Source organism: Rhizobium sp. YAF28 (assembly GCF_052113285.1).
GTDB lineage: Bacteria > Pseudomonadota > Alphaproteobacteria > Rhizobiales > Rhizobiaceae > Rhizobium.
This window is the reverse complement of record NZ_JBFRCX010000004.1, coordinates 298,081-317,759: the sequence shown is the minus strand read 5'-3', so window position 1 is coordinate 317,759 and position 19,679 is coordinate 298,081. Positions and strand designations below refer to the sequence as shown.

The 19,679-nt window shown below is 59.3% G+C and carries 16 protein-coding genes; 9 read left to right on the top strand and 7 right to left on the bottom strand.

Annotated elements, in window-relative coordinates; genetic code table 11:
* Positions 1-186: 186 nt before the first annotated feature.
* The 4 genes from AB4Z13_RS11605 to AB4Z13_RS11590 form a co-directional block, all read right to left on the bottom strand.
* On the bottom strand, positions 187-1,749 hold the full coding sequence (locus AB4Z13_RS11605) for a DHA2 family efflux MFS transporter permease subunit (RefSeq protein WP_442206010.1): 1,563 nt from the start codon (positions 1,747-1,749) through the stop codon (positions 187-189).
* A gap of 20 nt (positions 1,750-1,769) precedes the next feature.
* Positions 1,770-2,936, bottom strand: coding sequence for an HlyD family secretion protein (locus AB4Z13_RS11600; protein ID WP_439014012.1), 1,167 nt, complete (start codon positions 2,934-2,936; stop codon positions 1,770-1,772).
* 526 nt (positions 2,937-3,462) lie between these two features.
* Complete coding sequence (locus AB4Z13_RS11595; RefSeq protein WP_439014011.1) at positions 3,463-3,690, bottom strand: helix-turn-helix transcriptional regulator; 228 nt, start codon at positions 3,688-3,690, stop codon at positions 3,463-3,465.
* A 192-nt stretch (positions 3,691-3,882) separates the two neighbouring features.
* Entirely contained in the window at positions 3,883-5,889 is a 2,007-nt protein-coding gene (locus AB4Z13_RS11590; protein WP_439014010.1) for a putative bifunctional diguanylate cyclase/phosphodiesterase, read from the bottom strand.
* A 257-nt stretch (positions 5,890-6,146) separates the two neighbouring features.
* On the opposite strand from AB4Z13_RS11590, the gene AB4Z13_RS11585 reads away from it, so the two are divergent.
* Positions 6,147-7,190 carry a class I SAM-dependent methyltransferase gene (locus tag AB4Z13_RS11585; protein ID WP_113322910.1) on the top strand — a complete coding sequence of 348 codons (1,044 nt, stop codon included), beginning with the start codon at positions 6,147-6,149 and terminating at the stop codon, positions 7,188-7,190.
* Positions 7,191-7,231: 41 nt separating this feature from the next.
* Here AB4Z13_RS11585 and AB4Z13_RS11580 read toward each other — a convergent pair whose 3' ends face one another.
* Positions 7,232-7,735: a hypothetical protein gene (locus AB4Z13_RS11580; RefSeq protein ID WP_113322909.1), complete on the bottom strand. Its 504-nt coding sequence runs from the start codon at positions 7,733-7,735 to the stop codon at positions 7,232-7,234.
* A gap of 77 nt (positions 7,736-7,812) precedes the next feature.
* Positions 7,813-8,655 (bottom strand): glycosyl transferase, encoded by an 843-nt coding sequence (locus tag AB4Z13_RS11575; RefSeq protein ID WP_113322908.1) that lies wholly within the window; start codon positions 8,653-8,655, stop codon positions 7,813-7,815.
* Positions 8,656-9,025: 370 nt separating this feature from the next.
* On the opposite strand from AB4Z13_RS11575, the gene AB4Z13_RS11570 reads away from it, so the two are divergent.
* Positions 9,026-10,519, top strand: a complete 1,494-nt coding sequence (locus AB4Z13_RS11570; protein WP_113322907.1) for an MDR family MFS transporter — start codon at positions 9,026-9,028, stop codon at positions 10,517-10,519.
* Positions 10,520-10,534: 15 nt separating this feature from the next.
* Here AB4Z13_RS11570 and AB4Z13_RS11565 read toward each other — a convergent pair whose 3' ends face one another.
* Positions 10,535-11,440: a GntR family transcriptional regulator gene (locus AB4Z13_RS11565; protein WP_439014008.1), complete on the bottom strand. Its 906-nt coding sequence runs from the start codon at positions 11,438-11,440 to the stop codon at positions 10,535-10,537.
* A 257-nt stretch (positions 11,441-11,697) separates the two neighbouring features.
* Here AB4Z13_RS11565 and AB4Z13_RS11560 point away from each other — a divergent pair, with 257 nt between their 5' ends.
* From AB4Z13_RS11560 to AB4Z13_RS11530, 7 genes are all read left to right on the top strand, one after another.
* Complete coding sequence (locus AB4Z13_RS11560; RefSeq protein ID WP_439014007.1) at positions 11,698-13,200, top strand: UxaA family hydrolase; 1,503 nt, start codon at positions 11,698-11,700, stop codon at positions 13,198-13,200.
* A gap of 40 nt (positions 13,201-13,240) precedes the next feature.
* Positions 13,241-14,260 (top strand): aldo/keto reductase, encoded by a 1,020-nt coding sequence (locus AB4Z13_RS11555; protein ID WP_439014006.1) that lies wholly within the window; start codon positions 13,241-13,243, stop codon positions 14,258-14,260.
* Between the two features lie 9 nt (positions 14,261-14,269).
* Complete coding sequence (locus tag AB4Z13_RS11550; protein WP_439014005.1) at positions 14,270-14,716, top strand: RbsD/FucU family protein; 447 nt, start codon at positions 14,270-14,272, stop codon at positions 14,714-14,716.
* Between the two features lie 210 nt (positions 14,717-14,926).
* Positions 14,927-15,916: an ABC transporter substrate-binding protein gene (locus tag AB4Z13_RS11545; protein ID WP_113322902.1), complete on the top strand. Its 990-nt coding sequence runs from the start codon at positions 14,927-14,929 to the stop codon at positions 15,914-15,916.
* A gap of 101 nt (positions 15,917-16,017) precedes the next feature.
* Positions 16,018-17,571, top strand: a complete 1,554-nt coding sequence (locus tag AB4Z13_RS11540) for a sugar ABC transporter ATP-binding protein (RefSeq protein ID WP_310379066.1) — start codon at positions 16,018-16,020, stop codon at positions 17,569-17,571.
* 27 nt (positions 17,572-17,598) lie between these two features.
* On the top strand, positions 17,599-18,573 hold the full coding sequence (locus tag AB4Z13_RS11535; RefSeq protein WP_113322900.1) for an ABC transporter permease: 975 nt from the start codon (positions 17,599-17,601) through the stop codon (positions 18,571-18,573).
* A 65-nt stretch (positions 18,574-18,638) separates the two neighbouring features.
* The gene (locus AB4Z13_RS11530) at positions 18,639-19,658 is read left to right on the top strand and encodes a zinc-binding alcohol dehydrogenase family protein (protein WP_439014004.1); all 1,020 of its coding nucleotides are present in this window, start codon (positions 18,639-18,641) and stop codon (positions 19,656-19,658) included.
* Positions 19,659-19,679 lie beyond the last annotated feature (21 nt).

The following is a 19,679-nucleotide window of genomic DNA, read 5'->3' as shown; positions in this document are numbered from 1 at the left end:
CCGCGCTCTAAGCTCGCAGGTCTTCTATCATGGCCCGAAGTCAAAAAGGCGGGAGTGTACTTTCTTGTTGGCCCCAATCCGGACGACGATGGTCAAACGTTCGTTTACATTGGCCAAAGGTGTTCTAACGCCGCGTTGTACAACGAGTTCAGGCCATATAGCGCCTGGGCACCCCGCCGAACCAGCCTAAGTCGGCGAAGGCCCTCGTGTCAAAAGGACCACGACGACTGCGAGCGACAGGAGCACTCCGAGTATATAGAATGTGTCGGAAAACGCCATGACGAAGGATTGTTGCTGGACGAGCGTGCCGAGCAAGATCTCGGCCTCATGATGTGCATGACCGATATCACCGGCGCCATGCGCCATAAAATACTGCTGCATGTCCGTCAGAAACTGCCCGACGTTGTTTCCATAGGGCGTGACCGACTGGCCGATGATGTTGGAATGGAATTGTTCACGTTTGGTGATGATCGTTGCCAATGTGGCCGTTCCCACTGCGCCACCGAGGCTTCGCATCATGTTGAACAGCCCGGATGCCGCTCCTGATTGCTCTCTGGGGATTCCAATAGTTGCGATACCGATCAACGGTGCGATCACCACGGCCTGACCAATTGCACGCACAATGTTGGTAATCATGAACTGGGGACCACCGTCGTCGAAGCTCAGATGCGTGTTCAGAAAGCAGCTTGCTGCGAAGATAGCCAGACCGACGGAGACGATGGCACGCCGATCGAAGTGCTTTTGCAGCAAAGGCACGAAGGGAATGATCAGAAGCTGCGGCAGGCCGGCCCAGGCCAGCACCAAGCCCGTTTGCTCGGCATTGTAGCCTTGAACTCCGTTCAGGTACGCAGGCAGCACGTACACCGAGCCATAGAGGGCGAAGCCAACAATGATATTGGCGAGGGTACCCAATCCAAAATTTCGGCGGGCGAGCAGACGTAGTTGGACAGCGGGTTTCTCGACGACCAACTCGATGATGATGAAAATCGTCAGTGCAATGGCTGCCAGGATGGCCAAGTGCACTATGTAGGGTGACCCGAACCAGTCGTCCTTGTTGCCTTCATCGAGCACTGTTTGCAGCGATGCCAAGCCAACCGCCATGAATGCGATGCCGAGCCAGTCGCCGTCGCGCAGCAATGCGAGGTTCATCTTGGATCGTTCCAGCGTCGGATAGAGCAAGCCAAACATCAACGCCCCGGGGACAAGGTTGATGAAGAAGATATACTGCCATCCGTAGTTTTCGGTCAGGTAGCCGCCGATGGTCGGCCCGATTGCTGGTCCGAAGGTCGCAGTCAGCGCGAAAGCCGCTAACCCCGTCGGCTGCTGGCGCAGCGGGATCGTCGTCAACACGCGAGTGAAGGCCATCGGAATCATCACCCCGCCCGTGAGGCCCTGCAATCCACGGAACATGATCATTTCCGATAGGTTCGTGGCAAAGGCGCAGCAGACGGAAAACAACAGAAACAGGCCGAGATTGCCGAGCAATGCGCGGCGGAAGGTGAAGACGCGGCTGAGATAGTCCGTCAGCGGGATCATGATGATTTCGCCGATCAGATAGGCGGTCGAGATCCAGGTGCCGTTGTCGGAACCGGTACCGATTCCGCCTTCGATCTGTGGAAGCGAGGAGTTGGTGATCTGAATGTCGAGGACGGCAATCAGCGCCCCTACCATACAGCCGCCAACCGCGATCCAAGTGCGCATGCTGGCGGCCGCCTCGCGCTCAACTCCAGATGTCTCCATGCCCGCCATCGCCGTAGACCTCCCAAGAATTACTTGCTTGCGTTCCCAGGAGGGTTGCCATCAACGGCCGGTCCAACCTTGATTGTGGTCGTTACCGACATCCCCGGAAGCAGGCGACCGGCAAGTGGATCCGACTTGTCGATGGTGATCTTGACGGGAACACGCTGGACGATCTTGGTAAAGTTGCCGGTCGCGTTGTCGGGCGGCAGCAAGGCGAACTCCTGACCGCTTGCCGGCGCTAGGCTGTTTACGATGCCGCGCACGGTGATACCTGAAAATGTATCCACGTCGATCCTGACCGGTTGGCCTGGCTTGACGTTGGCGAGCTGGGTCTCCTTGTAATTGGCGACGACATAGGCCGCCTGGAGCGGCACCACAGCCAGCAACAGTTGACCAGGCTGGGCGTAGAGGCCAACCCGGACTGCCCGCGCGCCGACAACTCCGTCGACGGGTGCTCGTAGCACCGTGTATCCGAGGTTGAGTTCGGCCTGAGCCAGCGCGGCACGATTGTGATCAAGAGTTGCTTCTGCTTCGGACTGTTGAGCGTCCAGCGTAGCGATCTGCTTCTGCGCGGCGACCAGTGCAGCCTTGTCCTTGACTACGACGGCCTTCGCCGATTCGGCCTGCGACGCTGCCTGTTGGGCCTCTTCCACTGTTGCCGAACCCGTTTTTGACAGGGTCATGAAGCGCTGGTTGTTCTGTTCAGCGAACACCTCCGATGCCTGGTCGGTATTGATCGTCGCTTGCGCTTCGTCGATCAGGGCCTTCTGTTCGCTGAGTTGGGCGGCAATACTGACGATGGCCGCTTCGGCCTCGGCGACATCCGCCTTGGCCTGATCGACCGCCGCCTGAAAGTCGCGCGGATCAATCGTAGCGAGAATGTCACCGGCTTTGACCGGCTGATTGTCATTGACAAGAAGCGTCTGGATATAGCCCGCCACCTGTGGCGCTATCGCGACCACGTCGGCCTGCACATATGCATCGTCCGTCGATTGTTCGAATTGCCACACCGTCCAGTATTCCCAGCCGCCATAGGCCGCTGCACCAAGCGCCACCATCCCTATCGTACCCAGCACCAGCATTCGCCATTTCGGCTTTCGCGTCGGCGGAGCAGGTGTCCCTGCCTCCGCTTGATCGCTCTCATCTGAAGTTTTTAGGTTTGTGTTCGCAGGATGATTGGTGACATTCATGTTCATGGGGGCTCCTGCCCCTGAATAGCCAACTGGCGGTTTGGGATGCACCGGGATTTAGCGATTCCAGCAAGTTGGGTTCAGCCAGCCGGCCGACCCGACTGGGAAGGCAGTGATGCGATGGGTAAAAATTATCGCGTTAGTGTGTGTTCCATAACCATACGTTGGTGTAGGATATGCCGTGCTTTCTGGTCACGGCTTTGAGTTCGGGCTTGCGACGTAGACCCACTGCAGCAGGTCGTTGATCTGGCTGTTTGGATGCCCGTTGACGGTAAGCGGTGGGCCGACCCCACCTTGACCGAGATCATCGGTAGACTTGGATCATCGGTAGACTTGCTATTCGCCGCATGAGTTGCGCTCTGGTATCGCGGCACACGCTGACATTGCAAGTTTCGCGAAAACCCCTGACGGCCATAATCTTACCGGCGCGGCGCGGCCGTTCGAGGCGCTGAGACGCGCCCGTCCCCGACGACGGCGCGTATTGCGATAGTCTATCCATTTGATGATCCGCGCGAAATATGAAGGCCGACTGCTATCTGCGTTCCTGCGCAGAGGCTTTCGGATTTGGCGCAGTGCGTCTCAGGGACATTTCATCCATCCAGGCGCCGACTTCGTCCGACCGCCAGAGATTGTTTTTTGCGACCTGTATCGGACCGGGAAACTTGCCGTCCCTGACCCAGAGCGTCCCGCTCGAAACGGGCGCGATCTTCTGGACGTCGCTCGTGCTCAACAGTGTGCAGGTGATTGCGCTGCCAGTCATGCTCGTTCCGCTGAGACCGATCAGAGGCAGAATGCGCGACGACGGCTGTTCATAACAAATGCGATGTAGTTCAACGCGATACAGCCGACGCAGGGCGACGTTCACTGTATCGGCGGCTCACCGCACGGAAGGCAATGCGGTCGGGCCCGACACGGCAGCCCTTGTCCATCAAGGTCCTGAAGCAGGCTGAACCTATAACCCATTCCGGAACAGGCGTTTTGAATCAAGGTTCCTGACCATGCTGAACGGCAGCACGTTATCAGTTTCAAACTGGGCTGCCGGCGCGGGCCTTCCAATGAAATATCCCTGGAGCTGGTTGATTCCGTACTGCTGCATCAGCCGCTGATGTTCGATGGTCTCGACGCCTTCAATGAGTATCCTCACGCCGCGATTGCGCAGCAGGCTGATGATGTCGAGCAACATCCTCTTGCCTCTCTCCGTGTTGCTGTCATGGAGGAAGGATCGATCGATCTTGACGGTGTCGAACTCTATGAGGCGGAGCCACGAGAGCCCTGCGAAGCCTGTGCCAAAGTCGTCGAGCCAGACTTGAGCGCCGAGCTTTCTCAGGTCGCTAATGCAACGAACCACATCCTGGTCGATTTCCAGCTCCACGCCTTCGGTGATCTCGAAAGCAAGTCGGGCACCCGTCACGCCGAATTCTGCCAGTGTTGCCGCCACATAGGTGGCGAAACCCGGCATCTTGAGTTCAATCGGGGAAACGTTGACGCTGGCAACCTGCACGAGGTCGGTCGCCAACAAGTCTCGGCAAACAGTGCGGATTGCCCACCGGCCGAGTTCGACGATCGAGCCCGTCCTTTCCGCAACCGGGATGAATTTACCAGGCGATACAGGCGTTCCATCCAACATGCTCAAACGCATCAAAGCTTCGACAGCGTCCATCTTGCCCGTCTGGACGTTGCGGATCGGTTGATAGACGAGGGAGACAAGGCCGTGCTCGAGCGCGATCTTCAGGGTCGCAGCTATATCCTCGCTGTCATCGCTGCTCTCAGGATCTTCGGGATCGAAGACCACGAGGGTGTTGCGGCCCGCCGCCTTGGCGGCGTAAAGCGCGCGATCAGCTTCGTGAATGACCTTCTCTACCTGCTTGCTCTCGTCCCGCGTATAGGACACGCCGACACTCACGGTGATGACAGTGGTCCCGTCTCGCCTGTGTTCGTGTGGCCAGGCCAAGGCCCTGATTGCAGCACACATTGCTTCTGCGAGCTCGACCGCTCGTTGCGAATTCGGCATCGATGTGATGACGATGAATTCCTCACCGCCGTATCGCCCGATGATCGAACCCCAGGACTCGGCCACGCTTTGAAGAAGCTGGGAGACAGCTATAAGACAGCGGTCACCTTCTTGATGGCCGTAGCAGTCGTTATAGCGTTTGAAATAATCCACATCGATAAGCAGGACGGCAAAGGGCACACTGTCGTCCTGCCAGCGTTGCCAATGATCACGCAGACGCTGATCGACTGCCCGGCGATTTTCGAGGCCGGTCAACGAGTCCGTGTTCGAGAGGTGCAAAAGAGCCTTGCCTCTTTCGTCGGCGGCAGCTTGCTGCAAACTCGCTTCAAATGCATTGAGGAAGACTTTGTAGCGCTCCCTATTGAGCTGAAGGTTCACGTAAGACGTGAAAACAAAGCAAGAAATACAGAACGCACCGAGGATGAGCTTGTGGAGAAGCAACATGGGCGCGAACAGATATAGGGCGCCAGTGAAGATGAGCACGTTCGTTGCGGAGGCCGCAAGAGCAACCGGAAACCGGAAACTGAAGAACAAGTTGACGCTCATCATGAAGATCGCGCCAAACACCATATAATATGAGAACGCATCCCCGGCCGCGGTCATCCGGGCGGTGAGAAGCCAGACAAGATAGGCTACGAGCACCGACATCGCCGCGGCCATGTCGACCGTATCGGCTTTTGCCTCGCGGTAGAGCAGGAATTCCAGCACGCATAACGCACTGACGCCAACCGCCAGCCGGCCGGCGACCGTGTACTGGACGACATCACCGATAAAAAGATAGTCCGTGAAGGAATATGCAAGGTAAGCAGCGACCGCTGTCCAGAGGCCTTTGCGCGTCGCGCTCTTTCGGCCGCTCTCGCTCTTCTGCTCATAAAGGCAACGCAACTGTTCTGGCGACAGCGTCGGCAGCACGGTAGCAGCTGCGGTTTCGGCTAACACGTGCATCATGCCCCTGCCACCCAACATCTTGCAGCAGTTGCCCTTCGCAGACTGCCAACTGACGCTGGATAGCCGTACGCAGAGTCCACATCAACCGATAACGCTCAAACGGTCCCCAAGCGGGCGGGCTATCTCTCGGGTTCACTAATATTTTCTAAAGCTAAGACGTGCACTGGCGCCGCAGCCCAACCTTAACGCTTGACTCGCGTGAAAATGGTAAGGATTTTACGCAATGTTTTAAGTTCTTATTCACCAGTGAGGTTTCAGTGGCTCAGCCGCTCTTTTCTCTTGATGGCCAAAGCCTGATCACGCCGCAGTCCTTCAGCAATAAGCTTCCCTCACCGAACCGAGATGACGAAACAGACCGCCTGCGAACCGCAGAGGCTGAGTTTGCGATCGTCATCAACATTGCAATACAACGGTTCTCCGCGGGTAAGAACCTGCCTGATGCAGTCAGGTGGCTAATTGGCCAGCTCCATGACGTCCGTCATAAATTCGGCGCTGCCGTGTGGCAGAAGCTCATCCCGATCATTCAAGCCCATCCCTCGGCAAAGATCCTCCAGCAGTGCCCGTTCACCCGTTGGTCCTTTGACAAACCTCGCGGCTATTCCGGTGATGCCAGTCTTATCGACTTCATTTATGGGCATCCGGCGGTGGCCGAAGAAGTGGCCAGATCCACCCGTCTCGGACTGGATATCTTCGACTACACGATAAACGCCCCCGGCCCGGTCGCCGTAAGGGAACGTCGCGACATCCTGACCCGCTACGTCGACGAGACCGCTGCGCGAACGGGTTCGGATACCGAAGTCCTGGCCATCGCTGCCGGTCACCTGCGCGAAGCGGAGGCATCGAAGGCACTTGCGGAAGGCCGCCTTAAACGCTGGGTTGCTCTTGATCAGGATCCGGAAAGTATCGGCTCGATCTCGAGCCAATTCCATGGAACTTCCGTCGAGCCTATCAATGGATCCGTGCGCGGCTTGCTCGCACGAAAGCATCGGATCGGCACTTTCGATCTGATCTATGCAGCAGGATTGTACGATTATCTCACCGATAAAGTGGCAATCCGGCTCACGCAGATTTGCATGGAAATGCTGAAGCCAGGCGGCGTCTTTCTATTTGCCAACTTTTCCGACGAGATGGCCGATGACGGGTACATGGAATCCTACATGAACTGGGAGCTTCTCCAGCGTTCCGAAGCCGACATGTGGCGCATTTCCCATCGTAGTGCGACGGAAGACACTGATGATAAGACGGTCTGGTTCGGTGCCAACCGCAATATCATTTACGCCACCATCAGGAAGCGGTCGTAAGCCCCGACGGGCCGGGCGCATCACAAAATCCGAGACTCGGGTCACTGCCGCTGCAGATCAATGCGGCTCGTCACCACGGATCGGCCGGAGGCGAGGTCGCGATCAACAGTCTGCAGGCGAAGCCCGTTTTGCCCCAGCTTTTCGATCATCAATTGTGCGCTTCGGTCGCCATTGGTGACGCGAGCCCAGGTGACATTGAAGTTGAGAGCATCGCCTTTCCTGCTGCCGACGAGCATGGAAGGCTGGCCCGACGGTCCCGTGTAGTTGCCGGTGTAACGTTGACCGGCCGCCTTTACACTTGCCGAGAAGCTTCTTGTGATGACGGCGAGCGCGCGACAACTGCCATTCATGGACACTGCGGAAGCACTCGCGCTGGATTTCAGATTGCACGATACATTGACCTTCTTGCCGCCGATCTTGGTCAGGACCATTCCGCCTCCATCCCAGTCGCCTGCCAATGAATTCAGAAAGTCCGCGTCCGCCGCATTCGCGTTGGCAGACAGACATGAAAGCGAGAGCAATGTTGCGATCAGATGAGGACGCATGAGAGCACCCAACGTTTCCCTGAGCTGACAACATTCAAAGCGAGAAATTGTTCCGCTGCGATCCGGAACTTGCGTTCCTACTCATGCCAGTGATCCGCCACCCAGGGTGTCGGGAGGATATAGTGGCGCAGGTAGCGGAAGGGTTGCTTGCCGCCGCGTTTGCTGACATCGAACACGCCCTTGATATGATCGAGCCTTGTTTCGGCCCGGCCCTTCGGGCCGAATTTCCCATCAATGGCGTTCTGCGGGTGGAAGCCGCGCGGGAAGAGGACAACGCGGGCACTGGATGGCAGGCGCGGTGCGAGGAAGTAGTTCAGCGGAAAGGCCCAGTGGCAGTCCTGCCGGAAATGCAGAACCCAGCTCCGCGGGAAGAATTTCACGCCTCCGGGCGCATTGCGGGTGACGAAGCGCTGTTCATACTGATACTCATCGGCCACTTTCTGCGGGTTGGCCCTGAACTTTTCCTGCAGCGGCAGGAGCTTGCCGACCGGAAAGCGAAAGAGCGAGCTCTGGCCGAGCCTTTCGAAAGGCGTTGTCTGGTTGCGGGCCATGACGACATCATCAGGCCCTCCAACTTTGAAAAAGTCATCCAGAGAGGCGACGATGACCAGGTCGAGGTCCAGATAGAGGACCGGCCCGCTCAGGCTTCCGAGCTTCGGTCCCCAGAGCCTCGCCTTCGGCCAGATGCCCCTCGTATTGACGGGCATTTCGACATCCAGAGGCGGCAGGTCCTCGCACAGGATACCGGGATGGAGATCATCCCGGCAGTCGGTGAAACATGTGAAGGTAAACGGCGGCGTGATGTTGCGCGCCACCATCGCATAGAGCCGGTTGATGAAAGTCGGCCCGTATCTTGTACCCCAGTTGATGCAAATTACCTGTTTAACGCCGCCGCTCGCAGCCAAAACATGCGTCATCATAGCCCGCCATTTCCGTGCCCGGATCCGAAACCCTTCGCAGCCGCGATGGCGCGGTTCACAGGCCTGCATCAGGTTTTCAGGTGGGAATAACCTGGCGGAAATGCAATCCTGAGATCCGAGAGGCCTGGCCTGCCAGATCTCTTTATTTCCGGCGGATACCCACCGAAACTTTCCTTCGCAAAATGCCTTGTATTTTAAATTTGTCAGGGCCGGAAGCGGTTTAAAGCGTCGACACAAAAGAAAGCATATCACTTGCGCTTTACCTGCTACCAGCAGGAGCATAAAAGACTGCCGACATCACGCGTTGCACCTGCCCCACCAGCCGACAGCGGTTTTCCCGTTTCACGGAGAAAGCTTCGAGAGGTTCATCATGTCCGCTACATCGAAGCAATCCAACCGCACGCTCGTCGTTGCCACGATCATGCTCGCGACCTTCATGGTGGCGATCGAAGCCACGATCGTGGCGACCGCCATGCCGCGGATCGTCGGCCAGCTCGGCGGCTTCACCTATTATAGCTGGGTCTTTTCCGCCTTCCTGCTGGCGCAGTCCACGACCACGGTCATCTATGGCAAGCTTTCCGACATTTTTGGACGCAAGCCGGTGCTGATCGGCGGCATCCTCGTTTTCCTCGTCGGTTCGCTCTTCTGCGGGCTTGCCTGGTCGATGGCCTCGCTCATCGTGTTCCGCCTGGTGCAGGGCCTTGGTGCCGGCGCGATCCAGCCGGTGACGATGACAATCATCGGTGACCTGTTCAAGCTGGAGGAACGCGGCAAGGTGCAGGGCGTGATGGCGACAGTTTGGGCGACTTCGGCGGTCGTCGGGCCGCTCGCCGGCGGCATCATCGTCGATACGATCTCCTGGGCCTGGATCTTCTGGATCAACCTGCCGATCGGCATCTTCTCGATCATTGCCTTCATGATGTTCCTGAAGGAGGATGTGGCGCATAAGGATGCCAAGATCGACTATCTCGGTGCCATCCTGTTTTCGATTTCCATCATCGCGCTACTGACGATCCTGACGGAAACGGATGCGCCGGCCTGGGTGCTTCTCTCGCTTGCCGCCCTCTTCGTCGTGACCGGCATTCTCTTTGTATTGCAGGAAAAGCGCACGCCGGAGCCCATCATTTCCATCGCGCTCTGGAGTCGCCGGCTCGTTGCGACCAGCAATGCCTGTATGCTGCTTGCCGGCATGGCGCTGATCGGTCTTTCGACGATCCTGCCGATGTATGTACAGGGCGTGCTCGGCCGCTCGCCTGTTGTCGCCGGTTTCACGCTGACCATGCTGGTCGTCGGCTGGCCGCTGTCGGTGATGCTTTCCGGCCGTTTCTTCAAGGCATTCGGCATCCGCAATACGCTGCGGGTCGGCAGCTTCATGTTTCCCTTCGGGGCCTTCTTCCTGCTGTTCCTGACGCCGGAAAGCCATCCGGCCGTTGCGGGCGCAGGCTCCTTCTTCATGGGCTTCGGCATGGGGCTCATCAACCTGACCAGCATTGCGCTGGTGCAGGACAGCGTGGAATGGTCGATGCGCGGCAGTGCCACAGCCTCGATCATCTTTGCCCGCAGCCTCGGCAATACGCTGGGTGCCACCGTGCTCGGCGCGATCTTGAATGCCGGCATCAATCACTATGCGACGGGGGATGCGGCAAACCGCCTGCACAATGTCCTGAACGAGCCGACCGGCCTCTCGGCGCTTGCAAACGATCCGGCGGTGCGCGGTGTCTTCGATGCGGCGCTGCACTGGAGCTTCTGGGGTGTCGTAGTCGTGGCGGTGCTGACCTTTGCGACCACCTGGCTCATTCCGATCAGCCGCGGCGTGAAGAGCGGGGGCGCGAGCAGCGCGGCAAGCGAGGCCGCGTCGCACTGATCAGGTGCCAACCTTTCAGCCCGGAGCGCCTTCCGTGGAGCTCTGCGGGATGGATTGCAGCAGGGTCTGGCGAGCGGAGCGAAGGTGTATGCGACAGGCGGCCTCAATCTTCGCCTGATCGTTGGCTTCGAGCGCCGCTATATAATCGAGATGTTCGTGGATCGCGCGTTCGTTGCGTTCGCGGGCGGCCGCCTTGTTCCACTGATAATGATAGTGGAAGATGATGGCGATCGCGTCATAGAAGTCGGCAATGAAACGGTTCTTCGAGGCGCGATGGATCAGCAAGTGAAAACGCTCGTCGAGTGCCGAGAATTCCTTGAAACGGTTATTGATGTCAGAGAGCACAGAGAGGTGCTCCTCCTTGATCGCCGCCAAATCCGACCAGGCGTGATGGTCGGCAGGTAGCCTGCCGAACTCGGCGGCCGAATGCAGCTCGAACATTTCGCGCACATCGGCAAGCTCCAGCGCAAATTCGCGGGTGAAGCCCTTCAGCGTCCAGTGGCTGTTCGGCCGTTTTTCGATGAGCCCGAAGCGCGAGAAGCGGATGAGGAATTCACGCACGCTGGTGGTACCTGTGCCGATCTCGCGGGCAAGCTCCAGCTCGTTGATCTGCATGCCGGGCGCTGCTTCATCCGAAAGAATGCGCTGCATGAAGCTGCGCTCGATGATGTCATGCAGCGAATCCGTTTCTTCGGAGGGGAAGAAGTCGCGGTCGATCGGCTGGCGCAGGACGATCTTCTGGCGCTTGTTCCAGCGGATGATGCCCTCGTCGCTGAGACGGGTCAGGATGGCGCGCGCCGTGCTGCGGCTGACGCCGAGCTGGGCTGCGATTTCCGGCTCCGAAGGCAGCGCCGTATCCGTGCGCAATGCTGCCGCATATCGGTTATAGGCTTCCTTGAAGACCGTATTCTGCCTTGCCATCAGACCTTGCTTTCTGCCCAAGCGATACGGGCTTTCCGCCCGAGCGACACGGCGATGATACCCGCCCCAAGAACGGGCACAGCCGGACCAGGAGCCTCTTTAGGCGACCTCTATCTTATTTTCAGTCGCCTGCGGCCGTTTGCCTCCCTCGTCCACAGGATCAATATTCCCGTTGACTTGAAAATGTTTATTGTAGATAAAAAACAAAATCAATGCGCATTCGTCTATGTAGCGGGCGTTTCGTTAGGGAGAAGAAATTGGACAGACAGCCTTGGATCATCCTGTCGACCGGAGACAATGTCGCGGTCGCAACGGCACAGATCGCCGAGGGATCGACGGTTGCGGGCGTCTCGACGCGCCAGAAGATCGACCCCGGCCACAAGGTCGCCATAGCAGACATTCCGCTCGGCACGCCGGTCGTGAAATACGGCCAGGCGATCGGCCGCACGACTGATGATGTGAAGGCCGGCGACCACGTTCACAGCCACAATCTGCATTTCGAAAACGACCGCCTTGCTGCGACGGCCAATTCCGCTCCGGAAGAAGCAAGTGCCGAGGACAGGGCGCGCACCTTCATGGGTTACCGCCGCGCCGACGGACGGGCGGCGACGCGCAATTATATCGGCATCATCGCCAGCGTGAACTGTTCCACCACGGTCTGTCGGGCGATTGCCGACGAGGCCAACCGGACGATCCTGCCGCATTATGACGGCATCGACGGCTTCGTGCCGATCGTTCACGACCAGGGCTGCGGTATGAGCTCGACCGGCGACGGCATGAACGTGCTGCACCGCACCCTTGCCGGTTACACCCGCCATGTGAATTTCGGCGGTGTGCTGATGATCGGCCTCGGCTGCGAGGTCAACCAGTTGACGCTTTACGGCCAGAGCGGTGCCGGCGCTTCCAAGCGGCATTTCAACATTCAGGACGCCGGCGGCTCCCGCCGCGCGGTCGAGCGCGCCATGGGCATGCTGCGCGAAATCGCCGCTGATGTCGGCCGCGAAAAGCGTGTTCCGATGTCGATCGGTGAGATCATCATCGGTCTGCAATGCGGTGGTTCCGACGGTTTTTCGGGCATCACCGCCAATCCGGCGCTCGGTGTTGCCGCCGATCTGCTGGCGGCAGCCGGTGGCACGGCCATCCTTTCGGAAACCTCCGAGATCTATGGCGCGGAGCATTTGCTGCGCAGCCGCGCCGTCAGCGACGATGTCGCCAAAAAGCTCGATGAGAAAATCGCCTGGTGGGAAGACTATGTCGCCCTGCACGGCGCCTCGCTCGACAACAACCCGTCTCCGGGCAACAAGCGCGGCGGGTTGACGACCATTCTCGAAAAGTCGCTCGGCGCCGTTGCCAAGGGCGGCCGCTCGCCGCTGACCGCTGTCTATGGCTATGCCGAGCGCGTCACCGCACCTGGTCTCGTCTTCATGGATACGCCCGGCTATGACCCGGTTTCAGCCACCGGCCAGGTTGCCGGCGGCGCGAACATGATCGCCTTTACGACCGGCCGCGGCAGCTGCTTCGGCTGTCGCCCCGCCCCCTCCCTGAAGCTCGCCAGCAATTCGGCGCTCTATACCTCGATGGAAGAGGATATGGACATCGATTGCGGCACTATCGTCACCGGCGATGCGACCATCAGCGGCAAGGGCCGCGAGATCTTCGAGCTGATCGTCGATACGGCCTCCGGCAAGAAGACGAAAAGTGAAATCTTCGGTTACGGCGATAATGAATTCGTGCCGTGGCATCTCGGAGCCACGCTCTAAATAATACTTATTGATATCAGGGTCTTCACAAGGAGGAATGATGAAGACGAGGAAGATTGGCAAGACGGCGCTCGAGGTGACTGAAATCAGCTTCGGCGCCGCTGCACTCGGCGGTCTTTATCGCGCCTGCCCGCGCGAGCAGGCGATGGAGACGCTGGAATCCGCATGGAACCACGGTATCCGCTATTTCGACGTAGCGCCGTGGTATGGCCTTGGGCTTGGCGAACGACGCGTCGGCGATTTCCTGCGCGACAAGCCGGAAAACAGTTATGTGCTGTCCACCAAGGTCGGTCGTCTGATGCGCCCGGTACCGACGGGCACCGTTCCTGATTATGGCTATGTCGAGCCGCTCTCCTTCGATGCCGATTACGACTATTCTTATGACGGCATCATGCGATCGGTCGAATTCAGCTATGCGCGCCTCGGCCTCAACCGCATCGATATTCTGTTCGTCCATGACATTGGTGCCTATACGCATGGCGCCGCCAAGAATGCCGTGCATCTGAAGAACTTCCTCGATAGCGGCATCAAGGCGCTGGAACAGCTGAAATCGTCAGGCGCGATCAAGGCTTTCGGCCTCGGCGTCAACGAAGTGCCCGTCTGCCTCGACGTGATGCGCAATGGCGATATCGACGTCATCCTGCTTGCCGGACGCTACACGCTGCTCGACCGCTCGGCGGTTGCCGAGCTCATTCCGCTCTGCCGGCAGAAGGGTACCTCACTCGTCGTCGGCGGTGTGTTCAATTCCGGTATTCTTGCAACTGGCCCGGTGCCGGGGTCGCATTTCGACTATATGCCGGCAAATGACGAGGTGCTCGGCAAGGTGGGCGCGATGGAAGAGGTGGCCAAGCGCCACGGCCTGCCGCTTGCCGCCCCCGCCCTGCAGTTTCCGCTGCGCGACCCGGTCGTCTCCTCGGTGCTGATCGGCACGGCAAGGCCCTCGAGCCTCGTGCGCAACATGGAAAATTTCGAGCCGCAGCTTCCTGCCGATATCTATCCCGAATTCGAACCCTATACGCTTGTCGCCGCACCGCTCGGCGAAGAGGCCGTGCGGGTCTAAGGAGACACTATGCTTAGAGGTATTCATCCGCTTCTCGGCCCCGATCTGCTCTATGCGCTGAAGAGCATGGGGCATGGCGACGATATCGTCATTGCCGATGCCAATTTCCCGGCAAGCAGCATGGGACCTGATGTCATCCGTGCCGATGGCGTCAGTGCCACGGCCATGGCCGAGGCGATCCTCACCCACATGCCACTCGATACGTTCGTGCCGCAAACGGCATGGCGGATGGAGGTGGTTGGCGACCCCAAGGCGGTGCCGGAGGTTTGCGCCGAATTCCAGGAGATCGTCACCCGGCGCGCCGGCGATTTTTCCATCGCATCCGTCGAACGCTTCGCCTTCTATGAGATGGCGCGGAAGGCCGCCTATATCGTCGCGACCACCGAGTTCCGGCTCTACGGCAACCTGATCTTGAAGAAGGGCGTCGTCCATCCGCACGAGGTGCAATTCGACTGAGACCGTATTTTAGGTCATTATGTATTTGAAATGAAAACAATTGCTTGAGAGAGAATTTAGCGGGTAAAAAAGCGAATTGGGCATACTTGCAATTTGCCTGCGCCTCAGCTAGCTTCTGATCGTAAATGTTTTTTATCGATAAAAATCGTCCGCCTGCGTTCAGCGGTCCGGTTTCATTGGAGGAGAACGCACCCTGAGAGGAGAACCCTTATGAGCATCGTGAAATCCATTCTGTCTCGCCGTGCCTTTACGGCACTTGCAGGCGCCGCTGTCATTGCGACGGCGATGCCGGCCACGTCTTTTGCGGCCGAGGTGACGATCCCGATCATCGTGAAGGACACGACGTCCTTCTACTGGCAGATCGTTCTGGCCGGCGCGCGCAAGGCTGGCAAGGATCTCGGCGTCAACGTGCCGGAGCTCGGCGCTCAGGCCGAATCCGATATCAACGGCCAGATCAGCATTCTTGAGAACGCCGTTGCCGGCAAGCCGGCAGCCGTCGTCATCTCCCCGACCGAGTTCAAGGCGCTCGGCAAGCCGATCGATGAAGCCGCCAAGTCGGTTCCGATCATCGGCATCGACTCTGGCGCCGACTCCAAGGCATTCAAGTCGTTCCTGACGACCGACAACGTCCAGGGCGGCCGTATCGCTGCTGACGGTCTTGCCGCCGCCATCAAGGGCGCCACCGGCAAGGAAGAGGGCGAAGTCGTCATCCTGACCAACCTTCCCGGCGTCGGCTCGCTGGAACAGCGCCGCGAAGGCTTCCTGGATCAGGTGAAGACCAAGCATCCCGGCCTTAAGGTGATTGCCGATAAGTACGGCGACGGCCAGGCAACGACCGGCCTTAACATGATGACCGACCTGATCACGGCAAACCCGAAGCTCGTCGGCGTCTTCGCCTCGAACCTCATCATGGCGCAGGGCGTTGGCCAGGCGATCGCCGAAAACAAGCTCGGCGACAAGATCAAGGTCATCGGCTTCGACAGCGACGACAAGACGGTCGGCTTCCTCAAGGATGGTGCGATCGCCGGCCTCGTCGTTCAGGACCCCTATCGCATGGGTTATGACGGCGTGAAGACCGCTCTTGCCGTCTCCAAGGGCGAAAAGGTCGAGAAGAACGTCGACACCGGCGCAAACCTCGTCACCAAGGCGAATATGGCTGAGCCGAAGATCGACGCGCTCTTGAACCCGAAGATCAAGTAAAACAACAGGCGGCCGCGCCGGCTTCAAAAACCGGCGCGGCCTTTCTCATCCATGGTATGTTTCACCAGGGAGAGCAGACGTGACAAGAGGAGGAGAGGTCCATGGTCGGACTGGAAGAGGTCAGTCATCGCCACGATGACAGCGCGACGCTGAAAGAAGCCAATCGAATTCCCGCCGGATCGCCCATCCTCGAATTGAAAGGCCTGCAGAAGAATTACGGTCACGTGCAGGCGTTGAAGCCTGCGACGCTGACCTTCCTTGCCGGTGAAATCCACGCCATCGTCGGCGAAAACGGCGCCGGTAAATCCACTCTTATCAAATTGCTCACCGGCGTCATCACACGCACGGCCGGCGAGGTGCTGTGGTGCGGCCATCCGGTGGGGCTGTCGACGCCGAACGAGGCAATCGCCCGCGGCATCAACGCCGTCCACCAGGAAGTCGTGCTCTGCCGGCACCTGACGGTGGCCGCCAATCTCTTCCTCGGCGACGAGGTCAATCGCTTCGGCATCATGCGCAAGAAGCAGATGGAGAAGATGGCGCAGGCCGTTCTCGACGATCTCGGCTTCGGCCTGCCGGCCGGTGCGCTTCTGAGTTCGCTGACGATCGGTCAGCAGCAGCTCGTTGCCACCGCGCGTGCGGCCATGCGCGGCACGCAGTTCCTGATCTTCGACGAGCCGACCGCCTATCTCACCCGCCAGGAATCCGCACAGCTCTTCAAGCTGATCCGCCGCCTGCAGGGCGAAGGCGTCACCATCGTCTATATCAGCCACCGCATGGAGGAAGTCTTCGAGCTTGCCGACCGTGTCTCGGTGCTGCGCGACGGCACGCATGTCGGCACGCGCCTCATCGGCGAAACCAATGACGCCGAACTGATCGCGCTGATGATCAATCGCTCGATCGAGCAGATCTACCATAAGGAAGAGATTCCGATCGGCGAGACGATCCTCGACGTCAGGGGTCTTACCGGCCCGGGCTTCGAAGACGTGTCGCTGAGCGTCAAGGCAGGACAGATCGTCGGGCTCTATGGCCTGATCGGCGCCGGGCGCAGTGAATTTGCTCTCGGGCTCTACGGGCGCCAGCCGACAAGTGCGGGCGAAATCCACTGGATGGGCAAGCGCGTCGATATCAAGAACGAACGCACTGCGATGGAGCTCGGCATTGCGCTCGCGCCCGAAAGCCGGCGCGACCAGGGGCTCTGCCTCAACCTGCCGATCGGCCTCAACATCAACCTGCCGGTGTTCGGACGCCTCAGCCACGGCCCGGTCATCAATCACGCGCGCGAATCGACGAATGCCGACAAGCAGATCCGCGATCTCAGCATCAAGACGCCGAGCCGGCGCGTTCCGGCCTCCAGCATGTCGGGCGGCAACCAGCAGAAGATCGTCATCGGCAAGTGGCTGAGCCACGGCGCCCGGCTTTTCATTTTCGACGAGCCGACCGTCGGCGTCGACGTCGGCACCAAGGCGGAAATCTACCGGCTCTTCGCCAAGCTTCTGAAGGACGGGGCGGGCATTATCCTGATCTCCTCCTATCTGCCTGAGGTCTACGAACTGGCCGACCGGCTGCACGTCTTCCGCAGCGGCAAGCTTGTCGCGAGCCATGATTTCCACGCGGCGACGCATGAAGAAGTGCTCAGCGAAGCGATCGGCGTCTGAGCCAGAAGAATAAGAGGGAGAAAATTCATGACTGTCACCCCCACCGAAATCGTCGCGCCGCCGCCGCGCCGGAAGATGAACATCCTGTTCGGCCTGACGCTGATCGGGTTGCTGATCTTCCTCTGGGTCGTGCTCGGCTTCTCGACAGCCAGCTTCTGGACGCCGCTCAACATCTCTAACCTGCTGCGCCAAGGCGCGATGACGGCGATCCTGGCGCTCGGCCAGACCTTCGTCATCATCACCGCCGGCATCGACCTTTCGGTCGGTGCAATCGTCGGCTTCTGCACGGTCATCATCGCCTGGCTGCTGCAGGCGGGCGTACCGCTCTGGGCGGCAATCTTGCTGACGCTGGCAATCGGTGTCGCGATCGGCTCCTTCCATGGCTTCGGCATCGTGCATATGGGCCTGCCGCCGTTTATCATCACGCTGGCGACGCTGACATCGCTGCGTGGCATTGGCCTGCTGATCACCAACGGCTCTACGATCAGCATCACCGACGAGGGCTTCAGCAACTTCGCCCGCGCCGATTTCCTTGGCGTCCCAAGCCTGTTCTGGATGGTCATCCTGGTTGCGATCCCCTCCTTCGTCTTCCTGCATCTGAGCCGCTGGGGCCGCTATCTCTTCGCCGTCGGTTCGAATGCCGAGGCGGCGCGCCTTTCCGGCGTCAACGTCAAGGGGATGATCTACCTCGCCTATATCCTTTCGGCTTCGTTTGCGGCTTTCGTCGGCGTGCTGCTTGCCTCACGTATCGCAATCGGTAACGCGACACAGGCCGACGGTTGGGAACTGCAGGCGATCGCCTCCTCGGTCATCGGCGGCACGTCGCTCTTCGGAGCCGTCGGCTCCGTGCATGGTCCGCTGATCGGTGCGTTCATTCTGGCGACGATCAACAACGGCGCAAATCTCCTGAACGTCAACTCGTTCTGGCAGCGCATCATCACCGGCCTGCTGATCATCGTCATCGTCTACTTCGACCAGCTTCGCCGGCGCCGGACGGGCTGAGCGAGACGCAAAACGAAGCCGGCCCAAAGGCCGGCTTTCTTCTTTTCAGCAATGCGAGAACTATCATGAAAGCTGTCCTTTGCCGCGAACCCGGTGTCCTCGATCTCGTCGAGCGCCCCTCCCCTGATAAACCTAATACCGGCTGGGTACGGCTTGCCGTCAGCCATGTCGGCATCTGCGGCACGGACTATCATATCTTCGAAGGCAAGCACCCCTTTCTCGAATATCCGCGCGTCATGGGACATGAGATCTCAGCGACGGTGCTGGAGACCGGCGACGGGGTGGCGATGGCCGTCGGTACGCCCGTCATCGTCAATCCCTATCTCTCCTGCGGAAGCTGTGTCGCCTGCCGGCAGGGCAAGCCCAATTGCTGCACCAATATCAAGGTTCTCGGCGTCCATACGGATGGTGCTTTCTGCGAGGAAATCGTAGTGCCCGCGGGCAATCTCTATGCCGCCAAGGGCCTCAGCCTTGAGGCCGCGGCGACCGTCGAATTCCTGGCTATCGGGGCGCATGCGGTACGCCGATCCATGGTCCCTGCGGGTTCCCGCTCGCTTGTCATCGGCGCAGGTCCGATTGGCCTTGGCGCGGCGATCTTCTCGCGTATCGCCGGTCACGATGTGACGCTGCTGGATACGAGTGCGGAACGGCTGCAGATGGCGTCGGAACGCTTCGGCCTTACGTCAGGGATCGTCGCCAATGATGGGACAGCCGATGCCGTGAAGGCCAGGACGGACGGCGATGGTTTTGATGTCGTCTTTGACGCGACAGGCTTTGGACCTTCGATAGAGAAGGCCTTCAGCTTTGTCGCCCATGGCGGCGCCCTGGTGCTGGTCAGCGTCGTGAAAGACGATATCCGCTTCTCCGATCCGGAATTCCATAAGCGGGAAATGATGGTCATCGGCAGCCGCAATGCGACGCGCGTCGACTTCGAACATGTCGCGGATTCGATCGCCAAGGGTCTCGTTCCGGTCGACAAGCTGATCACCCATCGCACGACGCTTGCCGATGTGCCGCGTGATCTCGCCCGCTGGGCACATGAGAAGAGCGGCCTCATCAAGGCGGTGATCAAGATTGCTGGTTAAAGCGTGTCGCGATCTTTCGGA